The organism is Allobosea sp. GW821-FHT09G06, assembly GCF_059416005.1.
Genome location: NZ_JBWKOI010000001.1, coordinates 1,758,544 through 1,780,208, shown reverse-complemented (window position 1 = coordinate 1,780,208; position 21,665 = coordinate 1,758,544). Strand labels below are relative to the sequence as shown.

Genomic DNA, 21,665 nt, shown 5'->3' with positions numbered 1-21,665 from the left:
AACGGCCGGGGCGCCAGAAGGCTCCATACCAGAAGGTAAACACAAATGGCCGTCTCCATCTCCTCGGGCGTTCGCGCCGCTCTCTCGTCGCTCCAGTCGACCGCCGCCCAGGCTCAGGCTTCCCAGTTCAAGCTCGCGACCGGCAAGAAGGTCAACAGCGCGGTCGACAATCCCGTCAACTACTTCACCGCCGCTTCGCTCGATCAGCGCTCCAGCCAGCTCACGGGCCTGCTGGACGGTATCTCGAACGGCATCCAGACCGTCCAGGCCGCTTCCAAGGGCATCGACGGCATCACCAAGCTGGTGAACTCGCTCCAGTCGACGATCAAGCAGGCTCAGTCGGACGCGGCCCAGAACCGCCCGACCAAGGCCGGTACCGCTATCTCGACCGCGGCTGAGCAGGTCGCGACTTCGAAGAGCCTGAAGGACGTCGCCCTCGACAAGAAGATCGTCGACGACAACCTCGCCGTCGCCAACGATGCCACCGCGACCTATGCCGGTAACCTCGGCATCGCCGACGACGCCGACGGTGTCCGCGCCGCGATCTCGATCAAGGCCGGCTCGACCACCTACACGGCTTCGTTCGACGCCAAGACCTCCACGGTCCGCGACGTCGTCAACGAGATCAACAAGTCGGGCATCGCCACCGCCTTCGTCGACGAGAAGGGCCAGCTCAACGTCAAGGGCACGGGTTCGGACAACGTCGAGTTCGGCTTCGGCACCGCCGCCGTGACCGCCGTCGCTCCGGGCGCCCCCACCCCGACGGAAATCACCACCGCCAACGACGCCGCAGTCACCGCTGCCGGCACCGGTGGCAGCAACACCGCGATCGGCTTCCTGGCTGCTGACGCCACTGCGGTCGGCGCGATCAAGGGCCAGAGCGTCACCTCGGCGGTGCGTTCGAACCTGATCGACCAGTACAACGACCTGCGTGGCAAGATCGACGATCTGGCCAAGGACGCGAGCTTCAACGGCATCAACCTGCTGAAGGGCGACCGTCTCTCGATCCAGTTCAACGAGAAGGCCGGCAAGAACCAGACCAAGCTCGACATCCAGGGTTCGGACGTCACGTCCGACAACCTCGGCCTCGTCAAGGCTGGCAACACCACCCTCGCCGGCCAGGTCAACTTCCAGAACGACTCCGATCTCGAGAAGGCCACGCAGTCTCTGACCGGCGCGCTCTCCTCGCTGAAGTCGCTGTCCTCGACCTTCGGTGCGAACCTCTCGGTCGCGCAGACCCGTCAGGACTTCACCAAGGACATGGCCGACGTGCTCAGCACGGGCTCTGCGAACCTGGTGAACGTCGACGCCAACTCGGAAGCCGCCAACCTGCTCGCGCTGCAGACCCGTCAGCAGCTCTCGCAGACGGCGCTGTCGCTCTCGAACCAGAGCGAGCAGGCGGTCCTGCGCCTGTTCTGATCTTCGGTCCGCAGAAGCGGATCAGCCCGCAGAACGCGGGGCGAAGTCAAAAGGCGGCGGAGCATCACGCTCCGCCGCTTTTCGTTTTGGCGCGGTAACGAGATTGCCGGCGCAATTAACCTTTTATTATCCCTAACAAGTGATGATCCCCCCTGAAATCAGGTTGCATCGCGCCGGAATCGCGCGTTCAGGGGACCGAAGATGGCCAGCACGATCCTTTCCAATGGCGTTCGCAACAACCTGCTGACGCTGCAGCAGACCACTGCCCAGCAGAGCGTGATCCAGAACCGCCTCGCCACCGGCAAGAAGGTCAATTCCGCCATCGACAACCCGGTGAATTACTTCACCGCGCTCTCGCTGAACGATCGTTCCAGCCAGCTGACCGGCCTGCTCGACGGCATCTCGAACGGCATCCAGACCATCCAGACGGCCTCCAAGGGCATCGACGGCATCACCAAGCTGGTGAACTCGCTCCAGTCGACGATCAAGCAGGCGCAGGCCGACGCGGCCCAGAATCGCCCGACCAAGGCCGGCACGGCCCTCGCCACCGCGACCGAAGCGGCCGTGACCTCGAAGAGCTTGAAGGACATCGCCCTCGACAAGCGCGTCGTCGACGACAATGCCGGCGGCGCCAATGCCGCCACCGCCACCTATTCCGGCAATGTCGGCGGCCCTGCGCTGGCTGCCGGTGACGAGGCCGTGACCTCGATCTACCTGAAGTCGGGCTCGACGACCTATACCGCGAACTTCCTCAGCACGAACGCGACCGTCCGCGACGTCGTCAACGAGATCAACAAGTCGGGCATCGCCACCGCCTTCATCGACGAGAAGGGCCAGCTCAACATCAAGGGCGCCGGCTCCGAGAAGGTCGAGTTCGGTATCGGCACCGCGACCTTCACCCCGGCTGCGCCGGGTGCGCCGACCGCGGCTGAAATCACGGCCGCGGGAACGACCGCTGGCACCACGGCCACGGGTGTGACCAGCGACAACACCGATTTCGGCTTCGCACTCACCGACAACACCGCGGCCGGCACCACGATCACCGGCTCGAGCATCACCTCGGCGGTGCGCTCGAACCTGATCGACCAGTTCAACGATCTCCGCAACAAGATCGACGATCTCGCCAAGGATTCGAGCTATAACGGCATCAACCTGCTGGCCGGCGACCGCCTGACCATCCAGTTCAACGAGAAGACCGGCAAGAACCAGACCAAGCTCGACATCCAGGGCTCCAACCTGACCTCGGAAAACCTCGGCATCCCGAAGGCGGTCAACACGCAGCTCACCGGCTTCATCAACTTCCAGAACGACGCCGACCTCGACAAGGCCACAGCCTCGCTCACGGGTGCGCTGACCTCGCTGAAGTCGCTGGCCTCGACGCTGGGCTCGAACCTCTCGGTTGCCCAGACCCGCCAGGACTTCACCAAGGAACTGGCCAACGTCCTGACCACCGGCGCCGGCAACCTGGTGCTGGCCGATCCGAACGAGGAAGGCGCGAGCCTGCTCGCCCTCAACACCCGCCAGCAGCTCTCGCAGACCGCGCTGTCGCTGGCGAACCAGGCCGACCAGGGCGTGCTCCGGCTCTTCGGCTGACGCCGAGGACGCCGCCCGCCCTCCCCTCCAGCCAGAAGGCAGGACCGACATGGCTCTCAAGGTCGAGCTCAAGCCACGCGAACGCATCATCATCGGCCAGGTGGTGATCCGCAACGACGAGCAGCGCACCCGCTTCTTCATCGAGGGCGACGCGCCCATCCTGCGCGAGAAGGACATCCTGACCGCCGCGACCGCCGACACTCCGGCGAAGAAGATCTATCTCGCGATCCAGCTCATGTATCTGGCGCAGGACCCGACGCATGAGCACGAGACCTATTTCCAGCTCGTGCGCGAATTCATCAATGCGGCGCCAAGCGCTCTGCCGCATGTTCACGAGATCAATAACCGCATCTTAAGCGACGACCTCTATAAAGCTCTCAAGGCGGCCAGAAAGCTGATCGTCTATGAAGCGGAACTGATCGAGAATGCAAAACGGGTTTAACGCCTACGCTGCCGCGGCCAAGACTGCCCAATCCGTCGTTTCGCCTCGCGAACTCGAAGCCTCCCTCCTGATCAAGGCCGCCACGCGGCTCCAGGCCGTCGCCGACGACTGGAACCTGCGCGAGCGCGAGCTGGACGAGGCACTGACCTATAACCGCCGCCTCTGGACCCTGCTGGTCTCCGCCGTCATCGCCGAGGACAATCCGCTCCCGGTCGGCATCAAGACCAACATCCTCGGCCTCGCCAATTTCATCTTCAACCAGACCTTCAAGATCTCGGCCGATCCGCAGCCGCAAGCGCTCGGCATCCTGGTCAACATCAACCGCGACATCGCCGCCGGCCTGCGCGGGCGCTGAGCCCGCAGCAACGACATCGCCGGACGAACGAAAACGCCGCCCTTACGGGCGGCGTTTTCGTTCGTGAAGAGCAGCGCTCCGGGAGCGCTCAGAGATAGTTCGTTAGCGAAAGCTTCGAGAGCATCGAGGTCACCTGATAGCTCGCCTGCAACTGCGTCTGCAGCGACAGGATCTGCGTCGCGACCTCCTCGGTCGTCACGTTCTCGATCCCGGCCAGCGTCGTGGTCAGGTAGTCCTTGGTGCTCTGGTGGCGCGCTTTCGCGTTCGACAGCGCCGACTGGGCCGAACCCAGCTCGGTGATGATCTCGGCCGGCTTCTGGGTGCTGCCGCCGAAGCCGAGCTTCTCACTGACCCGCGCCGTCATCGCCTCGTAGCGCGCCTGCGAGTTCGCATCGGCCGCCGGGAAATTCTCGACCGACATGATGGCGAACTGCGCGAGGCCGACGCGGAAGGCCTCCTCGTTCGCCCGTGCGCCGGTGCCGACCGTCTGGCCCTGGTCGACCTGGACCGTCGCGGTGTTGCGGGCTGGGTCCGCCCCGTCGTCGCCACGATACCAGATCACGGTTGTCGCAGCCGCGCCGGCATTGGTCGGCGGCAGGGTCGCGCTGGCGAAGGGAGGTCCTGGAACCCGCTTCGGCGGGTTGTTCGGGCTACCGGCGAAGAAATCCTGCGCCGCGACCTGCGAAGAGGCCGCCGAGAGCGTCGTCTTCGCCTCCTGGCCGAGCGCGGCGCCGATCGCGGTGCGCAAATTGGCAGCCGTCGCATTGGCGTCGACGCCGATCTCGAAGCTGTTGGTGTCCGAGCCCGTGGTGCCGGCGGCGCGCGCGGTCAGCACGACCTCTTCCTGCGTCCCGTCCGGCAGGTTGAGCATGAGACGCACGGTATCGCCGGCCGCGGGCTGCGTCGCGACGTTCACGGAAACATCGGCCGGCGGGCCGGGATTGAACGTCGTCCCGAGTGCGGCGGAGCTGCCCACGACGCCCGCGATCTTGAAGCCGTACGGATGGACCGTCGCTTCTTCGGAGATCGTCGCGGTGGTGCCGGCGCCGCCCACGGTCAATCGGCCCTGGCCGGAGCCGAAATCGGCCTGCCGGCGCTCGTCGATCAACTGCTTCAGGCCGGCCTTGCCGGCACCGTCGCCATTGACGATCTCGCTGAAGCCGGCGGTCGGCTGCGTGTCGGAGGTCTTTCCGGAGAACAGGTAGCGCCCGTTCACCGCGATGTTCAGCAGGTCGAGCGTCTGCTTGAACTTCTCCTCGGCCAGCACCTGCGGCGAGGAGCGTCCGCCGGCGCTCGGCACATAGCTGTTGGAGCGCGTGTCGTTGCGCGTCTCGTTGGTGAGCTTGGTGAAGTTCTCGACCGAGGCGGTCTGCAGCTTGAGGTTCACATTGCTCAATTCGATGCCACTCAGCCAGGAATCGAGCTGCGCGACCTTGCCGTTCAGATCGAGGCTGACGCGCCGGTCGATGCCGAGATCGCCATAGCTGGTGCTGCGCTGCTTGGTGTCGAGCTGGCGCTGCAGGTCGTCGAACTGGGCCCGGGTCGAGACGTATTCATTGGGCTTGGCCGTGCGATAGGCGCCGGTGCCGTAGCTGGTGATGGTCATCGCGGCCTCACACTCTCATCAGCACGTCCATCATCTCCTTCATCGTGGAGATGACGCGGGCATTGGCGGCATAGGCGGTCTGGAGTTCGATCAGCATCGACATTTCCTGGTCGACATTGACCTGGGCCATCTGCTGGAAACGGCTCTGGACCGAGGCGAGCGCCACCTGCTGGCCCTCGTCGAGCCGCTTGGCGGCCTCGACGGCCTGCCCCTGCGAGGAGACCACCCGCTGGACGAAATTCGAGATGGTCGTGCTCGAGCTCGCCGTGTTGCCATCGAGCCCGGAGGCATTGGTGAACGCACGCTGGCTCTGCGTCAGCCGCTCCAGCATCAGCTTGGGCCGGGTCGCGTCGCCCTGAGCCGTCGCCGGCGAGGTGTTGTAGGCGACCAGCAGCGAGCGATCGGCGATCAGCGCCGGATTGACCGTGATCCGGGCGGAAAAGCCCGTGGTCTGGGATCCCCCGTCGAAGGAACCGGTGAAGGCGTTGCCGGACGGACCGTCGACGAAGAACGGCAATTCGACCGCACCGCCCGCCGAGGCGAGCACCGAGTTCGTCGGCCGCGACGTCAGCCCGATGACATCGCGCGTGCCGGCCGCACCGTCATCGACGATGCGCAGCGTCGAGCCCGTGTTGGACACGGTGAAGCCCGTGCCGACGGCGGCCTGGATCTGCGCCGCGACGGAAGCAGGGCCGCCCGAGAAATCGATCCCGACGACGCGGTTATTGGCATCGCCGCTGGCCGAGGCCGGCAGGGGCAGCGACGCCGCGGAATCGACGCGCACGAACGTGAAGCGCTGGGTCTGCCCGCCGGGCGTGACCTTGTAGTCGAGCGTGACGGAATTGCCGGATTGCAGACCGGCAAGGTCGACATCGAAACCGGTGGCCGCGCCTGCCGTAGCCGGCGTGCCGGCGATCTCGCGGTCCGAGAGCGCCTTCGACATCTGCGCCGCGATCTCGTCGAGCTGCGCCTGGGCCTGGACCAGCGTCTTGTCGCGCAGTTCGATATTGGCCGCGATCTCGCCGGAGCGGAAAATCCGGTTGGCGATGGCATCCGAGGCGTTGCCGGAGGCATCGACGATCTTGATCGTGCCGACGCCGCGCTTGGCCGGGTCGATGTTCCACTGGTTGTCGGCGCCTAAGCCCGCATGCTCGTCGAACTTGAAGGTGACGGCCGCGGTCCCGTCGAAGAGCTGCGTCCCCGAGCCGGTCACGATCGAGACCGAGCCGCGCGCATCCTCCATCGTCTTGATGTCGACATACTGCGACAGTTCGGACAGGATCAGGTCGCGCTGGTCCTTGAGGCCCGCCGTCGCACTGTCGTTCGGACTGCCGACGATGCGCGTGTTGACCTTGGCGAGCGCGCCGAGCAGGTCGTTGACCTTGGTCACCGCATTGGCGAGCCCGCTCTCGGCCTGGCTGCGCAGTGCCTGCACGCCACTGGAGAGTGTGTTGAGCTGGCGCGCGAGCTGCGTCGCATTGTCCAGCACCTGCGAGCGCAAGCTGTAGGACGACGGGTCGTTCTGGAGCGACTGCAGCGCCCCGGTGAACTTGTTGAAGATCGTGTCCAGCGCGGTCGCGCTGCCGGGCGCGCCATAGAGCTTGTCGAGGTTCGACAGCGATTCTGCGCGCGTCGACGTATAGGCCGCGCCGGAGGATTCCTGCCAGAGCTGGTGCTGGACGATCTTGTCGAGCAGGCGCTGGACCTGCGTGCTCTGCACGCCGATGGTCAGCCCGGTCAGGCTGTCGTTGGTCGAGACCGTGCGCCGGACATAGCCCGTCGTCCCCGCATTGGCGACGTTCTGCGAAACGACGCCGATGCCGACCTGGGCGGCGTTGAGGCCGCCGATCGCCGTGTTGAGGGAAGTGCTCAGGCCCATCGTCAACTCCTGTTGCGAGAGGCGGCCCTCCTGGGCCGCCGCTTAGGCAGACGCGTCGTTCAGCGGATGATGTTGAACACCGCGCTCAGCATCTCCTGCGCGGTGGTGATGACCTTGGTGTTGGCCGAGTAGGCCTGCTGGGTAACGATCATCTTCGAGAATTCGTCGGCGATATCGGTGTTCGACTGCTCGACGCTGCCGCCGACCATCTGCGAGGTGCCGAGACCGATGATCGGCGGGCCGGATTCGATCGTCTCCTCGAAGGCGCCGCCATCGAGGCGCTTCAGCGAGTTGTCGGCGTTGAAGCGGGCGACCGAGACCTGCGCGAGCGCCACGACCTGGCCGTTGCTGAAGGTGCCGATCACCTGGCCCTCGGCCGAAACCGTGACGCGGTCGAGCGTGCCGGCCGTGTAGCCGTCCTGGCGGATGCTGCGCGCGTCGATCTGGCCGCTGACGTCGCCGTTCTGGGTCACGCCATTGCCGCCGGTCGTCAGGTTGATGCCGGTGATGGTGGTGCCGTTGATCGTCATGGTCGGCAGCGCGATGTCGCCGCTCGCCGGGCTCACCATCTGGCCGGTGGTGCCGAAGGTGACGTTCTGCCCGGTCTGAACATAGGCGACCTGGCCGGCGCCCGTCGCGCTGGTGTCCTGCGCCACGAACAGGCCCCAGGTGCCCGTCGTCGGCGGCACCGCGGCCGGGTTGCCGTTGTCGATCTTACCCCAGCGCATCTCGACGCTGGTGGCCTTGCCGAGCGTGTCGTAGACGGTGACCGAACCGCCGGGGATCGAGGTCGCCAGGAAACTGCTGATATTGTTGCCCATCACCGCGGCATTGCCGGCATAGGGGTTCGGCGCCGTACCCGCGGCCGTGACCGCGGCAGGGTTGAGGAATTCGCTGCCGCCTTGCGACTTCTGGGTCGTGGCCGGCACGGCCGGGATATTGGCGCGATACTCGATCGAGGTGGTCGCCTTGGCCGGGAACTGCTCCTTGGTGATGCGCAGCACTTCCGGCTGCGTGCCGATCAGCTGGCCGGTCACCTGGTCGATCTTCAGGCCCTTGAGATAGTAGCCCGCACCGTTGACCAGATAGCCGTTGGCGTCGAAATCGAAATCGCCGCGCCGCGTAAAGAGGTTCGAATTGGCGAACTGGGTGTTGGCGCCGACACCGCTCGCGCGCTGGTCGACCACGAAGAAGCCGTCGCCGTTGATCGCGATATTGGTGTCGATGCGGGTCGGGTTGAGGTCGCCCTGGATCGAGTTCGTCGCCTGGCTGAAGGCCTGCACCGAACCGGCGACCTGCCGCCGCAGCGCCGCATCCGGCACGAGATCGGCAAAGGCCGTGTCGACCCGCTTGTAGCCCGCCGTCCGCGAGTTGGCGATGTTTCCGGAGATGTTCTCGAGCGCATAGGACTGCGCCGTCATTCCCGAAACCGCCGTGGTCAGCGCACTGAAAACACCCATGGAACCCTCACCTCGACCGGCAGCCCCCCAAGGGCGGCCCACAACTCGTGGCAAGGTTCTGCACGGCGCGTGCCATGCAGGGCTTCACGCGATTTCAAGGAGTTGGATCGTTTACGAAAGGTTTAGCGGCAGTCCGAGCCGGGCAGAATCGCCCTTTGCCGGCAGATTCTGCCGGGTTCAGGCCTCGTCATCCCGGCCGTTTCGCCAGCCGCCGAGATCACCCGCGACATCGGACAATGTCGGCGCATTCGCCTCGACGAAGGGCAGCGGCCGGCAGACCGCGAGCGCGGCAAGCCCGATCCTGGCCGTCAGCATGCCGTTGATCACGCCCTCGCCGAGCTTGGCCGAAAGCCGGGCTGCGAGCCCCTGCCCCACCACCTGCTGGATCACGGCATCGCCCGCAGCAATGCCGCCCGTCAGGACAAGGTGGTTCATGACCTGCCGCGCCAGCCGGAGCAGACCGAGCGTGCCGGGCCGCCCGGCATAGATGCCGGCGATCGAGCGCAGCAATCGCGCGCAGGCGACCAGCACGAAGACGACATCGACCAATGCGCGCGGGCTGACCGCCGTGACCAGCGAGACACGCCGCGCCGCCTGCGCGATCTGGGCAGTGGCCAGCGCATCGAGCGGCGCGAGCAGGCTGCGCTCCGCCACCGTCAGCATGTCGCGCGCCGCGAAGAGCTGCGGCAGCGCCTCCTGCAGGGCGGCGCGGCCCTGCGCCGTCTGCGCCCGCCCCTTGTAGAGCGCGACGAGCTCGCCCGCGATGGCGCGCCCCTCGTCGGGCGTGCCGCCAACCAGCGCCGCGACAGCGCGCTCGCGCAGCGCCTCGACCTTGCGCTCGCGCAGGATGTCGCGCAGCACCCGCCCCAGCATGACCAGCAGCGCCAGCGTCGCCAGCGTCGCGCAGACCAGCGCGGCATAGCCCAGCGCCGGGTTCTGGCTCATCAGCGAGCGGATGGTGTTCTCGACCCAGACGCCGGCCGCCAGCGCGAGGAAGCCGGACAGCCCCGCCACGAACAGCGAGCCCCAGGAGAAGCCGCGCCTGGCTTTCACGGGCGCGACAGGCGCTTCGGCATCGATCGGCTCGCTCTCCGGCAGGATCGCGAGATCGCCTTGCCGCAGCGGGGCTTCACCGACCGGCTCGCCCGGCTGCGGGTTATCGAGGCGGATCGCGCGCGGTGCCTTGCTCATCGCGAAACCCCGTTCATGACAGCTTGTCGCCGATCAGGAATTCCAGCGCACGGTCGAGGCGGATCTGCGGCTGCGGCTTGAGCCGCCCGCCCGCATCCGGCGCGACCAGAGGCGGCCGGAAGCGCGGCGCCCTGACCTGCCAATGCGCCTTGGGATCGAAGATCGCCTCGGGCCGCTCCGGCAACTCGCCGGGGAAGATGGCCGCTTCCGTGATGCCATCGAAGACCTGCCCGTCGATGGTCTCACCCGCCTCCGGCACGCCGGCGATGGCCGGCAATTCCTCGCGGCCTTCCTTGATCCGGACCTCATGCGTCGCCCGGACGGCGGCCAGCGCCATCGCTTCGACCCGCGCGCCCGCGCCTTGCGCCCGCGACAGCGCCCGCCCGACCAGATGCGACATCACCGCCGCCAGCCGGTCATGGCTCGCATGGTGGATATGGTCGGCCTTGGTCGCGGCGAAGAGCACGCGCTCGATCCGCGGCGCGAACAGGCTCGTGAGCCAGGAATTGCGCCCGACCGAGAAGGCCGTGAGCGCCTGCCCCAAGGCGGTTTCGAGATCGGCCAATGCCGGCGCCCCGGCGTCGAGCGCGGCGAGCACGTCGACCAGCACGATCTGCCGGTCCAGCCTTGCGAAATGGTCGCGGAAGAACGGCGTCACCACGACGCGCTTATAGGCCTCGAAGCGCTCCGCCATCAGCGCGGCGAGCGTGCCCGGCCGCACGTCCCGGTCATGGCCGAGATCGAGCGGCGCGAAGGTCAGGGCCGGCGATCCCTCGAGATCGCCCGGCATCAGGAAGCGCCCCGGCGGCGTCACCGCGACCGCCTCGGGATCGGCCCGCAGGCGCGCGAGATACCCCTTGAACAGATCGCTTGCGGCCTCCGCCGCCAGCTCATCCGGAGCCCCCTCGGGGTCACGACCTAACAGGTCAGCCAGCCACTCCGCCGCGGCCTCGCGCCGATGCGCCTTGCGCGCATCCGCGACAGCCTGCGCCGACCAGGCCTTGTAGTCCTGCCCGATCAGCGCGAGATCGAGCAGCCATTCGCCGGGATAATCGACGATATCGAGCGTCAGCGTCGCCGGCCCCTTGAACCAGCCCGCCGCGCGTTCGTAGTCGATCTCGATCCTGAGTTCGGAAATGCGCCGCGTCGATTCCGGCCAGCGCCGGTCCAGCCCGTTCATGGCGGCGCGATGCGCTTCATAGGGAAAGCGCGGCACATCCGGGTCCGGCTGCGGCACCAGCCTGACGCGGGCGATCCGCCCCTCGGACGAAGCCTTCAGCACCGGCAGCTTCGCGCCTTCGATCAGGTTCTGGATCAGCGCGGTGGTGAAGACCGTCTTGCCCGAGCGCGACAGCCCGGTGACGCCGATCCGCAGGCGCGGGCGGGCAAGCCCGAGCAGGCTGTCGCCGAAGGCGAGAGCCGCGTTGCGGGCGCTGTCGAGATAGGAGGCGTCGCTCATAAGGCCGGAGCGCGAAGGAAGTGCCCGAGGCTTCGCTGAGATGAGCCGTCCAGCGTGGCCGTCGAGAACCCGCGCGGAGCGGACATTGGTCCGTGAGCACCGGAAGCGAAGACGGTCGCGTTGGATGGCCGTCTCAGTAGAAGCACCGGGCGCTTCCTCATTCGTCCGGGCCTTCGCCCAGCGACCCTGGCGTCACGAAGCGGTCGAGGCGCCCCTCGCGTGCCGCGATCGCGTACCAATGCTCGACCGCGAAATCGATCACGGCGAGCCCGCAGGTCGGGTATTTCTGGCTCATCCGCGCCGAGGCATAACGATCGCCATGGCCGGTCAGCAGATGCGCCAGCTCCTCGAAGCCGGGATTGTGCCCGATCAGCAGGAGCGTGCGGACATCGCCCTCGACCTCCTGCACGACATCCAGCAATCGCTCGGTCTTGGCCTCGTAGATTTGCGGCTCGAACTGGACCGGTGGTCGTTCGGGCAACATCGGCGCGACCATGTCCCAGGTCTCGACCGTGCGCTTGGCCGGCGAGACCAGGACGAGATCGGGCAGCAGCAATTCATCGGCGAGATAGCGCCCCATCACCGGGGCGGCCTCGCGCCCGCGCGCCGCGAGCGGTCGGTCGCGGTCGGCCACACCCGTGGGCCAGTGAGACTTGGCGTGGCGCAGAAGCATGAGGCGTCGCATGGAGAGAACCTAATCGCGGGCGTCGGCTTTTACGAGCCCCTGCGTCGCGCCAAGTGCCGAAGCCAGCAGAGCGAACAGCCGGGCCGCATACTCGTCGATAAAGACCTCGCGGCTGCCCTTGTGGTTCAGGAAATCCAGCGCCCCGTCGATCAGCAGGGTCGAGAAGCCGTGAACGGCGGACCAGGCCAGCAAGACCTCCGGCAGATCGGGATCGAGCACATCCGCCGGCGGCTTCTGGTCCAGGGCAGCCAATGGTGGCCGGCCAGTGGCCAATCGCACCTCTCGCAGCAGGATGCCGAAGGCGCGGCCCGAGGCGATCTGGCAGCCGACATCCTCCCGGTCGATGCCGCGCTGTCCGAAGACCACGCGGAAGCGGCCGGGATTGGCCAACGCCGTCTCGACATAGGCGCGAGCGATGGCGGCGAGCCGGCTACGCCCCTGCTCATGCGCGGCAGCAACGGCCGCTTCCATCGCCGTTCCGAGATCGATGAAGCCCAGCGTCGCGATCGCGGTGAGCAGCCCGGTCAGGTTGCCGAAGTGATGAGCGGGCGCCGCCGGTGAGACCCCAGCCCGACGGGCGCATTCGCGCAAGGTGAAGCCGCCGAGCCCACGTTCCGCCAGCACCTCTTCGGCGGCGGCGATCATCGCCTCCCGCAAGGCGCCATGGTGATAGTGCCCGCGCACGGCCCGCGCCGGAGCCTCGGCCATCGCGGCCTCCTTGATCTTAACAGCGTCAAAATAATCTTGACGGCGTCAAGATAGCGAGTCAGAACCGACGCGCAACTGAACACTGTCAAGTTTGGAGGATGTCATGCCGCCTTTGACGTCGGACGCTGCGTTCTCGGCTGCCGGCCAGCTCGCGATCGGCGGCTGGCTCCTCCTGATCTGCCTGCCGCGCTGGCGCCTCGGCCGAGCCATCGCCGGCCTCGTTATCCCCACGCTTCTCTCGCTCGGCTATTTTGTCCTGATCGCCGTGTTCTGGCATGGGGCGAGCGGCGGCTTCTCCTCGCTCGACGCTGTCGCATCCCTCTTCGCCTCGCGGCCATTGCTGCTGGCAGGGTGGGTCCATTTTCTCGCCTTCGACCTGCTGATCGGCAGCTGGCTGCTCGGCCAGTCGCAGCGCGAAGGCCTGCCGCATTGGGTGATGATCCCGGTTCTCGCCCTCACTTTCCTGTTCGGCCCGGCCGGCTATCTGCTCTATCGCCTGATCGCCGCCAGCCGCGACATCGCATCGGAAGACCGTATCCCGCGCTTCCTGGCGCGACTGCCGGCGCCGTTCCGGGCACTGGAATGGGAGCCGCGGCTGACGGCGGCCGGGATCGCAATGCTTCTGCTCGTGATCCCGACGCTGCTCGCCTATGCCATCGACCCAAGGCTGTTCAACGGCGACAATGTCTGGCTCAAGCCGCTGAAATTCGAGCTCTCGATCGCGGTCTATCTCCTGTCCTTCGCAGTGCTGCTGCCGTTGACCAGCGAGACGTTCCAGCGCTCACGGCTCGGCCGCTTCACGGTCTGGCCGGTGATCGCGCTGCTCTTCTTCGAGCTCGTCTATATCGCCTGGCGCGCCTCGCGCGGCGAAGCCTCCCATTACAACCAGGACGGCCTGACGGCGACGATCCTCTATGCCGCGATGGGCGCCGCTGCCGTGCTCTTCACGGCCGCGAGCGGCGTGCTGGCCTATGGCCTCGCCCGCAGCGATGCCGCGCCGATGCCGCCGGTGCTGCGCCGCTCGCTGGTGCTCGGCCTCGCCCTGACCTGCATCCTCGGCATCCTCTCTGGCGCCATCCTGAGCGAAGCGGGTGGTCACACGGTCGGCACGCCGGCGCCGTCCTCGTCCGTCGTGCCCTTCTTCGGCTGGTCATTGTCCGCGGGCGACCTGCGGCTCGCCCATTTCCTGGCGCTGCACGCGATGCAGATCGTGCCGGCCTTCGCGCTGGTCGCTTCTTTCCTCGGCACGGCGGCCGCACCGCGCGCGGTCGATGCCTTCGCCCTGGTCTATGCCGGCATCACCGCAACGGCGCTGGTCGCGGCGCTCAATGCCCGGCCGCTACTCGGAATGGGCTGAAGCCTCAGCGGCTCTCGCGCCGGGCCATGAAGGCGAGCTTCTCGAACAGCGAGACATCCTGCTCGTTCTTGAGCAGCGCCCCGTGCAGCGGCGGGATCAGCTTGCGCGGATCGCGCTCGCGCAGCACCTCCGGCCCGATATCCTCGGCGACGAGGAGCTTCAGCCAGTCGAGCAGTTCAGAGGTCGAGGGCTTCTTCTTGATGCCGGGAACCTCGCGCACTTCGAAGAACAGCCGCAGCGCCTCTTCCATCAGGCGCTTCTTGATGCCGGGGAAATGCACCTCGACGATCGCCTGCATCGTCTCGGCATCGGGGAAGCGGATATAGTGGAAGAAGCAGCGGCGCAGGAACGCGTCCGGCAGTTCCTTCTCGTTGTTGGAGGTGATGATCATCACCGGCCGCTGCGCCGCCTTGATGGTCTCGCCGGTCTCGTAGACATGGAACTCCATGCGATCGAGCTCGAGCAGCAGGTCGTTCGGGAATTCGATATCGGCCTTGTCGATCTCGTCGATCAGCAGCACCGGCCTGACCGGCGCGACGAAGGCCTCCCAGAGCTTGCCGCGCTTGATGTAGTTGCCGATCTCGGAGACGCGGGGATCGCCGAGCTGGCTGTCCCGCAGGCGGCTCACCGCATCGTACTCATAGAGGCCCTGCTGCGCCTTGGTCGTCGACTTGATGTGCCAGGTGATCAATGGCGCGCCGAGCGCCGCCGCGACCTCCTCCGCCAGCACCGTCTTGCCCGTGCCGGGCTCGCCCTTCACCAGCAGCGGCCGCTCCAGCCGGATCGCGGCATTGACGGCGACGGTGAGATCCTCGGTCGCGACATAGTTTTCGGTGCCGGCAAAGCGCATGGACAGTCCTTCTGAACGATTGGCCGGACGCTATCCCATTCGCATCGCACGCGGAAACCGGATTTTTCGCCCGGGGCACCTGAGCGCCCGCGCCTAAAGGCTCGCGCCGCAAGGCGAATTTCTGCCCGCCATGACGATTCCAAGGTTGTGCTGCGCCGCCGCAAACCGCAAGAATTGCCGGCGCATCCCGCAAGCCCTCGAATCGCAAGGTCAGCCCTTTTGGCCGGAACAGTCGACCCTTCCGTCTACAAGGACGCTGTCGTCGTGCTCGCGACGGCCGGCGTGGTCGTACCGCTGGCCAAGAGCCTCAAGGTCAACTCGATCATCGCTTTTGTCGCCTGCGGTGCCCTGCTCGGCCCCTTCGGCCTTGGCGGCCTGGTCTCCACGATTCCGCTGCTGAGCACGATCACCGTCTCGAATGCCGAGGCGCTCGCGGGCCCGGCCGAGCTCGGCGTCGCCTTCCTGCTCTTCGTCATCGGGCTGGAACTCTCCTTCGAGCGCCTGATGACGATGAAGCGGCTCGTCTTCGGCCTCGGCCTCGGCCAGGTCGGACTCTGCGCCGCTGCGATCGGGCTGTTCGCCTATGCGCTCGGCCAGCCGGCGGCGGCGTCCCTCATCATCGGCTTCGGCCTTGCCCTCTCCTCGACCGCGATGGTCGTCGAATTGCTGGCCGCGAAGAAGCGAATGACGACCTCGGCCGGCCGCTCCAGCTTCGCGATCCTGCTCTGCCAGGACCTCGCCGTCATTCCCCTGCTCTTCCTGATCAGCGTGCTCGACGCGCAGAACGGCTCAGGCTCCCTGCTCGCCGGTCTGGCCGAGGCCTTCATCAAGGCCTTCGTCGCCATCGCGATCATCGTCGTCATCGGCCGGCTGGCGCTACGCCCGCTCTTCCGGCTGGTCGCCTCGACCGATTCGACCGAGAGCTTCATGGCGGCGACGCTCCTGACCGCGCTCGGCACCGGATTGATCGCGGCGGCTGCCGGCCTCTCGATGGGACTCGGCGCCTTCATCGCCGGGCTGCTTCTCGCCGAGACCGAATTCCGTCGCGCCATCGAGGTCACGATCGACCCGTTCAAGTCGCTGCTGATCGGCGTCTTCTTCCTCACCGTCGGCATGGGCGTGAACCCGGCCGATATCGCGGCCCACCCCGTCGCGATCCTCGGCGGCGCGGCCGGGCTCGTGCTGGTCAAGGGCACCATCATCTTCGGGCTCGCGCGCCGCTTCCGGCTGGCGACGGCGACAGCCCTCGAAACCGCGATCCTGGTCGCGCCGGGCGGCGAGTTCGCCTTCGTGCTGCTCAACGCTGCGACCGGCGCCAAGCTGATCGACCCCGGCGCCACCAGCATCGTTCTGGCCGCCGTCTCGCTCACCATGGTTGCCCTGCCGTTGCTGGCCCGCATCGCCCGCAACCTCGCGCAGAAGCTGGCGACGCCCGTCATATTGCCCGACGAAGCCGCCATCCTGCCGCCGGACGACCACACGGCGCGCGCCATCGTCGTCGGCGGGGGGCGCGTCGGACGTCTGGTCGGCTCGATGCTGGACGAGCACGACAAGTCCCATATCGTCATCGACGCGGATGCCTCGCTGATCACCGCGCAAAGGCGTGCTGGCCGCCCCGCCTATTACGGCGATGCGACCAAACCCGAATTCCTGCGCCTGTGCGGCCTGGAAGAGGCCACGGCCCTGATCGTCACGATCGACAATCCCCGCGCCGTCGATGCCATCGTCCTCGCGGCGCGCTCGCTGCGGCCGGACATCGTCATCGTCGCCCGTGCCCGCGATGCGACCCATGCCCGCCATCTCTACGAGCTCGGCGTGAACGACGCGGTGCCGGAAACGATCGAGGCCAGCCTGCAATTGTCGGAAGCGGCTCTGGTCGGGCTCGGCGTGCCGATGGGCCTCGTCATCGCCTCGGTTCACGAGCGGCGCGACGGCTTCCGCGCCCAGCTCAAGCCGGCAGGCGATGCGGCAGCCCGCGCCCTTCCCCGCCACGCCCGCTCGCGAAGGCTGTGAGCGTCGTGGTCGTGACGGGCTCCGGCTCGCGCGGAAAATAGCCAGCCTCGCGCGCCACGCGGTGGATATGGGCATAGAACTGCGCGGCGCTCGCAGCCCAGCTATGGCGCGCCGCCAGCTCCAGGCAGGCCTCGCGCGGCACCCTCAACGCCTGCATCGCGGCACTGCGCAGATCCTCGTCCAGCACCGCAGCCGCGCTGCCGGCGAACACGTCACGCGGCCCCTGCACCGGGAAGGCCGCAACAGGCAAACCGCTCGCCGCCGCCTCCAGCAGGACGATGCCGAATGTGTCGGTCAGGCTCGGGAAGACGAAGACGTCGGAGGAGGCATAGATCCCGGCCAGCTCCTCGCCCTCCTTCAGGCCGAGGAAGCGCGCTTCGGGAAAGGCGCGTTCGAGATCGCCCCGCGCCGGCCCGTCGCCGACCACGACCTTGCTGCCCGGCAGCTTGAGCGACAGGAAGGCCTCGACATTCTTCTCGACCGCGACCCGCCCGACATAGAGGAAGATCGGCCGCGGCAGATCGAGCAGGCTCTGCGGGCGCGGATGGAACAGGCTGAGATCGACGCCGCGCCCCCAGCGCACCAGATTCTCGAAGCCGTGCTGGCGCAGCTCCTCCTCCACCGTCGCGGTCGAGACCATCACGGCGGCGGCAGGGCCATGGAAACGGCGCAGCAGGCGGTAGCTCCAGCTCTCCGGGATCGGCCAACGCGCCGCGATATATTGCGGGAAGCGGGTGTGATAACTCGTCGTGAACGGCCGCTTCTGAGCGAGGCAGACCGCCCGCGTCAGCCAGCCGATCGGCCCTTCGGTCGCGATATGGATATGATCGGGCGTGAAATCGGCGATGCGCGCCGCAAGCGCGCGGCGCGTCGCCAGGGCGAGGCGGATATCCGGATAGCTCGGCAGGCCGACCTGATGGAAGCCCTCCGGCGTCAGCGCCTGCGCCGTGATGCCGAACTCCGGCGCCGCCGCGATCATCTGCTCCAGCGAGCGCACGACGCCGTTGACCTGGGGCCGCCACGCATCCGTCGCGACGAGAACGCGCATCACGCGGCCTCGATCAGGTCCCGGACCGGGGCTGGTCGCGCCGGCATCGTGACCGGTGCGGCAGGCGCATTGTTCACCCGGCCCTGCGGCCAGCGGATCAATTCGAAGCGGCCGTCCTCGTGCTCGACGAAAGCCGTGCAGCTTTCGACCCAGTCGCCGGTGTTGATGTAGGTCAGCCCCTCGATCTCGCGATGCGCGGCATGGTGGATATGGCCGCAGATCACGCCGTCGGCCTTGTGGCGGCGCGCTTCGGCGGCGAGGCAGGTCTCGAACTCGCCGATATAGTTCACGGCGTTCTTGACCTTGGCCTTGGCCCAGGCCGAGAGCGACCAATGCGGCAGGCGCAGCACACGGCGCACCCGGTTGATCGCCATGTTGAGCGCCAGCGCGACCGTGTAGGCCCAGTCGCCGAGCAGCGCGAGCCATTTGGCGTTGCGCACCACGAGGTCGAACAGGTCGCCATGGATGACGAGCATGCGCTTGCCGTCGGCGGTCTCGTGGACGATCTCGTCGACCAGCGTGATGCCGCCGAACTGCAGGCCTGTGAAGTCGCGCAGGAAATCGTCGTGGTTGCCGGTGACGTAGATCAGCTTCGAGCCCTTGCGCACCTTGCGCAGCAGCTTCTGGATCACGTCGTTATGCGTCTGCGGGAAGTACCAGCCGCTCTTCAGGCGCCAGCCGTCGATGATGTCGCCGACGAGATAGATCTGCGGCGCATCATAGGCGCGCAGGAACTCCAGCACGAGATCGGCCTGCGCCCCACGGGTGCCCAGGTGCAGATCCGAGATGAAGATGCTGCGGACCCGCTTGCTGTTATCCTCGTCGCTCATGCCGGTCAGCCCCTGCTGCTGCGATGCGAGGGCCGTGTGTCTGATTTGCGTTGCGCTTTGATGACGGCGCGACCAATCCATGCTCAGGCTACGCGCCGCGCAATTTGCGACGCTGATCGGAGAACACCATGGATCTGGGAATTGCCGGCCGCACGGCCATCGTCTGCGCCTCCAGCAAGGGGCTGGGCCGCGGCTGCGCCGAAGCGCTGGCGCAGGCCGGCTGCACCGTCGTGATCAACGGCCGCGACGCCACCACGCTGGAAGCCACCGCAGCCGCGATCCGCGCCGCGACGGGCGCGACTGTCATCGCCGTCGTCGCGGACGTCTCGACCAAGGCTGGCCAGGATGCCTTGCTCGCAGCGGCGCCGAATCCCGACATCCTCGTCAACAACAATGGCGGCCCGCCGCCCAAGCCCTTCCGGCAGGTGACGCGCGACGGCTTGCTCGAAGGCGTCGTCCAGAACATGGCAACGCCGCTGGAGCTGGTTCAGCGTGTCATCGACGGCATGATCGAGCGCAAGTTCGGCCGGATCATCAACATCACCTCGGCGAGCGTCGTGACCCCGCTGACCGGGCTCGACGTCTCCTCGGCTGCGCGTGCCGGCCTCACCGCCTTCCTCTCGGGCGTCGCCCGCGAGGTCGCGCATGCCAATGTCACCATCAACAACATCCTGCCGGGCGTGTTCGACACCGACCGGATCAAGACCGCCACCAACAAGGTCGCGGAGATGCAGGGCATCAGCATCGAGCAGGCCACGAAGAACCGGCTCGCCGCGGTTCCCGCCGGCCGCCTCGGCACGCCCGACGAGTTCGGCAAGCTCTGCGGCTTCATCGCCAGCGCCCATGCCGGCTACATCACCGGCCAGAACTTCCTGATCGACGGCGGCGCCTTCCGCGGCACGTTCTGAGGCCGCTCCCACGCCAATGACCTAGCCGGGTTGCAGAGTTCACGCTTCGCTTCCCGGCCTGGACATGGTCTAAACAGGGACGGTTTCGCTCGAAACCGTCCCCTTGTTTCGGCCGCGTGCTTTGTCCCCTCTTCTCGGCATCACCCTCAAGCTGGTCTCGGCACTGGCCTTCACGCTGATGTCGGCGGCGATCAAGTCGATCTCGACGCGCTACCCGACGGGCGAGATCGTCTTCATCCGCTCCTTCTTCGCGATGATTCCGCTGCTCATCTGGCTGGCCTGGCGCTCGGAGCTGCCGGCAGCGCTGAAGACCAGCAACCTGCGCGGCCATCTCAAGCGCGGCATCATGGGCTCGACCGGCATGTTCTGCGGCTTCGCGGCCCTGCAGTTCCTGCCGCTCTCGGAAGCCGTCGCGATCGGCTATGCCGCGCCGCTCGCCGTGGTGGTGCTGGCCGCGCTGGTGCTCAAGGAAAAGGTGCGCATCTATCGCTGGAGCGCGGTGACGATCGGCTTCGTCGGCGTGCTCATCATGCTCTCGCCGCATCTCGGCGCGGGCGCCCATCCGGTCGGCGGCAACGCGGCGCTCGGGGCCATGCTCGGGCTCGCCGGCGCCTTCTGCTCGGCCTTCGCCTCGGTCGAGGTGCGGCTCCTGACCGCGACCGAGCGCACCGGCGCCATCGTCTTCTACTTCATGCTGCTGACCAGCCTGCTTGGCCTCTCGACCATCCTGCTCGGCTGGAATATGCCCGATCTCACGGACGCGGCGATGATGGTCCTGATCGGCATCCTCGGCGGGCTCGGCCAGATCCTGATCGTGCAGGCCTATCGCTATGGCGACGCCTCGCTGATCGCGCCTTTCGAATACTCGACGATGCTCTGGGCCGTCGCCATCGGCTGGTTCTGGTTCGGCGAATGGCCGGCCCTGGCGATCCTGATCGGCGCGACCATCGTCATCGTGTCGGGCATCTATGTGATCCTGCGCGAGCGCCAGCTCGGCCTCGCCCGCCGCGAGCAGCGCGAGGTCGGCCCCAGCCGCATGACCTGAGGATGAGCGAACCGCCGGCCCCGCGTCCGGCACAGTTCGCTTGTTCAAACGATCGTCCGCCGTTACAAACGACGTCACACGCGAAAAGGGGCCGGACGGATGGGAATCGAGACCAAGGAGCGCGGCGGGCGGGAGCTTGAATCCGGGGCTCAGGTCATCTCCGGCCAGCTCGGCAAGACCATCCAGCGGCTGCGGAAGGCCTATAATTTCTCGCTCTCCGACCTCGCCGAGCAATCCGGCGTCGCCAAGTCGATCATCAGCCAGATCGAGCGCAACGAGACCAACCCGACGCTGGCGACGATCTGGCGGCTGTCGCAGGCGCTCGACATCTCGATCGAGCGCGTCCTCTCCAGCGGCGAGGAAGAGCCCTTCATCGAGAAGACCACCCGCGCCGACACGCCGATCCTTGTCTCCGAGGACGGCAAGCTGCGCCTCGCCATCGTCGGCTGGATCAAGACGGTCGAGTGGCTGCAATGGTACGAGGTCAGCGCCGAGCCCGGCGGCGAACTCGATTCCGAAGGCCACCAGCGCGGCTCGATCGAATCGCTCTCGGTCACCTCGGGCGAGTTCGAGGTCGAGGTCGGCGATATCGTCCAGCGCGCCAAGGCCGGCGAAACGCTGCGCTACCGCTGCGACCGCCGCCATGTCGTCCGCTGCGTCGGCAACGAACCCGGCACCGCGCTGATGGTCTGCATCCTGAAGGCGGCCGTAATGGAATAACCGAGCGCCTCGCCCGGTTATTCCCCTCTCCGATCGCCAGTCGGGTATCAACACAAGCTGGAGTTAACTTCTCTCGGTTAGATCGCCTTTGGGTTGG

Annotated in this window: 19 protein-coding genes; 9 read left to right on the top strand and 10 right to left on the bottom strand. The window is 67.0% G+C overall.

Annotation, left to right across the window (positions count from 1 at the left end; genetic code table 11):
* Window positions 1–45: 45 nt before the first annotated feature.
* From AC07NY_RS08735 to flaF, 4 genes are all read left to right on the top strand, one after another.
* Window positions 46–1,419, top strand: a complete 1,374-nt coding sequence (locus AC07NY_RS08735) for a flagellin N-terminal helical domain-containing protein (protein WP_494583284.1) — start codon at window positions 46–48, stop codon at window positions 1,417–1,419.
* Between the two features lie 201 nt (window positions 1,420–1,620).
* Complete coding sequence (locus AC07NY_RS08730; protein ID WP_494583282.1) at window positions 1,621–3,012, top strand: flagellin N-terminal helical domain-containing protein; 1,392 nt, start codon at window positions 1,621–1,623, stop codon at window positions 3,010–3,012.
* Window positions 3,013–3,061: 49 nt separating this feature from the next.
* Window positions 3,062–3,454 carry a flagellar biosynthesis repressor FlbT gene (gene flbT / locus AC07NY_RS08725; protein ID WP_336811500.1) on the top strand — a complete coding sequence of 131 codons (393 nt, stop codon included), beginning with the start codon at window positions 3,062–3,064 and terminating at the stop codon, window positions 3,452–3,454.
* Window positions 3,438–3,809: a flagellar biosynthesis regulator FlaF gene (flaF, locus tag AC07NY_RS08720; RefSeq protein WP_492287253.1), complete on the top strand. Its 372-nt coding sequence runs from the start codon at window positions 3,438–3,440 to the stop codon at window positions 3,807–3,809. Before flbT ends, flaF begins: the two co-directional genes overlap by 17 nt.
* Window positions 3,810–3,897: 88 nt before the next feature.
* On the opposite strand, the gene AC07NY_RS08715 is transcribed toward flaF, so the two are convergent.
* The 7 genes from AC07NY_RS08715 to AC07NY_RS08685 form a co-directional block, all read right to left on the bottom strand.
* Entirely contained in the window at window positions 3,898–5,415 is a 1,518-nt protein-coding gene (locus AC07NY_RS08715; protein WP_494583280.1) for a flagellin, read from the bottom strand.
* A 7-nt stretch (window positions 5,416–5,422) separates the two neighbouring features.
* On the bottom strand, window positions 5,423–7,294 hold the full coding sequence (gene flgK / locus AC07NY_RS08710; RefSeq protein WP_494583278.1) for a flagellar hook-associated protein FlgK: 1,872 nt from the start codon (window positions 7,292–7,294) through the stop codon (window positions 5,423–5,425).
* 59 nt (window positions 7,295–7,353) lie between these two features.
* Window positions 7,354–8,754: a flagellar hook protein FlgE gene (locus AC07NY_RS08705; protein WP_492287250.1), complete on the bottom strand. Its 1,401-nt coding sequence runs from the start codon at window positions 8,752–8,754 to the stop codon at window positions 7,354–7,356.
* Between the two features lie 177 nt (window positions 8,755–8,931).
* On the bottom strand, window positions 8,932–9,945 hold the full coding sequence (locus AC07NY_RS08700; RefSeq protein WP_494583276.1) for a YcjF family protein: 1,014 nt from the start codon (window positions 9,943–9,945) through the stop codon (window positions 8,932–8,934).
* A gap of 13 nt (window positions 9,946–9,958) precedes the next feature.
* Window positions 9,959–11,404 (bottom strand): YcjX family GTP-binding protein, encoded by a 1,446-nt coding sequence (locus tag AC07NY_RS08695; protein ID WP_494583274.1) that lies wholly within the window; start codon window positions 11,402–11,404, stop codon window positions 9,959–9,961.
* A 157-nt stretch (window positions 11,405–11,561) separates the two neighbouring features.
* Window positions 11,562–12,089, bottom strand: a complete 528-nt coding sequence (locus tag AC07NY_RS08690) for a SixA phosphatase family protein (protein WP_494583272.1) — start codon at window positions 12,087–12,089, stop codon at window positions 11,562–11,564.
* Between the two features lie 9 nt (window positions 12,090–12,098).
* Window positions 12,099–12,797, bottom strand: a complete 699-nt coding sequence (locus tag AC07NY_RS08685; protein WP_494583270.1) for a TetR/AcrR family transcriptional regulator — start codon at window positions 12,795–12,797, stop codon at window positions 12,099–12,101.
* 103 nt (window positions 12,798–12,900) lie between these two features.
* Here AC07NY_RS08685 and AC07NY_RS08680 point away from each other — a divergent pair, with 103 nt between their 5' ends.
* Complete coding sequence (locus AC07NY_RS08680; protein ID WP_494583268.1) at window positions 12,901–14,154, top strand: ABA4-like family protein; 1,254 nt, start codon at window positions 12,901–12,903, stop codon at window positions 14,152–14,154.
* Between the two features lie 4 nt (window positions 14,155–14,158).
* On the opposite strand, the gene AC07NY_RS08675 is transcribed toward AC07NY_RS08680, so the two are convergent.
* Window positions 14,159–15,004 carry an AAA family ATPase gene (locus tag AC07NY_RS08675; protein ID WP_306224731.1) on the bottom strand — a complete coding sequence of 282 codons (846 nt, stop codon included), beginning with the start codon at window positions 15,002–15,004 and terminating at the stop codon, window positions 14,159–14,161.
* Between the two features lie 219 nt (window positions 15,005–15,223).
* On the opposite strand from AC07NY_RS08675, the gene AC07NY_RS08670 reads away from it, so the two are divergent.
* A complete protein-coding gene (locus AC07NY_RS08670) occupies window positions 15,224–17,017 on the top strand; it encodes a cation:proton antiporter domain-containing protein (RefSeq protein ID WP_494583265.1) in 1,794 nt (597 codons plus the stop codon).
* On the opposite strand, the gene AC07NY_RS08665 is transcribed toward AC07NY_RS08670, so the two are convergent.
* Window positions 16,953–18,065: a glycosyltransferase family 4 protein gene (locus AC07NY_RS08665; protein WP_494583263.1), complete on the bottom strand. Its 1,113-nt coding sequence runs from the start codon at window positions 18,063–18,065 to the stop codon at window positions 16,953–16,955. The two genes, AC07NY_RS08670 and AC07NY_RS08665, sit on opposite strands and share 65 nt — an antisense overlap.
* The gene (locus tag AC07NY_RS08660; protein WP_492287241.1) at window positions 18,065–18,895 is read right to left on the bottom strand and encodes a UDP-2,3-diacylglucosamine diphosphatase; all 831 of its coding nucleotides are present in this window, start codon (window positions 18,893–18,895) and stop codon (window positions 18,065–18,067) included. The genes AC07NY_RS08665 and AC07NY_RS08660 overlap by 1 nt, the downstream gene beginning before the upstream one ends.
* Window positions 18,896–19,023: 128 nt before the next feature.
* On the opposite strand from AC07NY_RS08660, the gene AC07NY_RS08655 reads away from it, so the two are divergent.
* From AC07NY_RS08655 to AC07NY_RS08645, 3 genes are all read left to right on the top strand, one after another.
* Window positions 19,024–19,803, top strand: a complete 780-nt coding sequence (locus AC07NY_RS08655; RefSeq protein ID WP_336811490.1) for an SDR family oxidoreductase — start codon at window positions 19,024–19,026, stop codon at window positions 19,801–19,803.
* Window positions 19,804–19,924: 121 nt separating this feature from the next.
* The gene (locus AC07NY_RS08650) at window positions 19,925–20,848 is read left to right on the top strand and encodes a DMT family transporter (RefSeq protein ID WP_336811489.1); all 924 of its coding nucleotides are present in this window, start codon (window positions 19,925–19,927) and stop codon (window positions 20,846–20,848) included.
* A 99-nt stretch (window positions 20,849–20,947) separates the two neighbouring features.
* Entirely contained in the window at window positions 20,948–21,568 is a 621-nt protein-coding gene (locus AC07NY_RS08645) for a helix-turn-helix domain-containing protein (protein WP_199091747.1), read from the top strand.
* The last annotated feature ends 97 nt before the right edge of the window (window positions 21,569–21,665 follow it).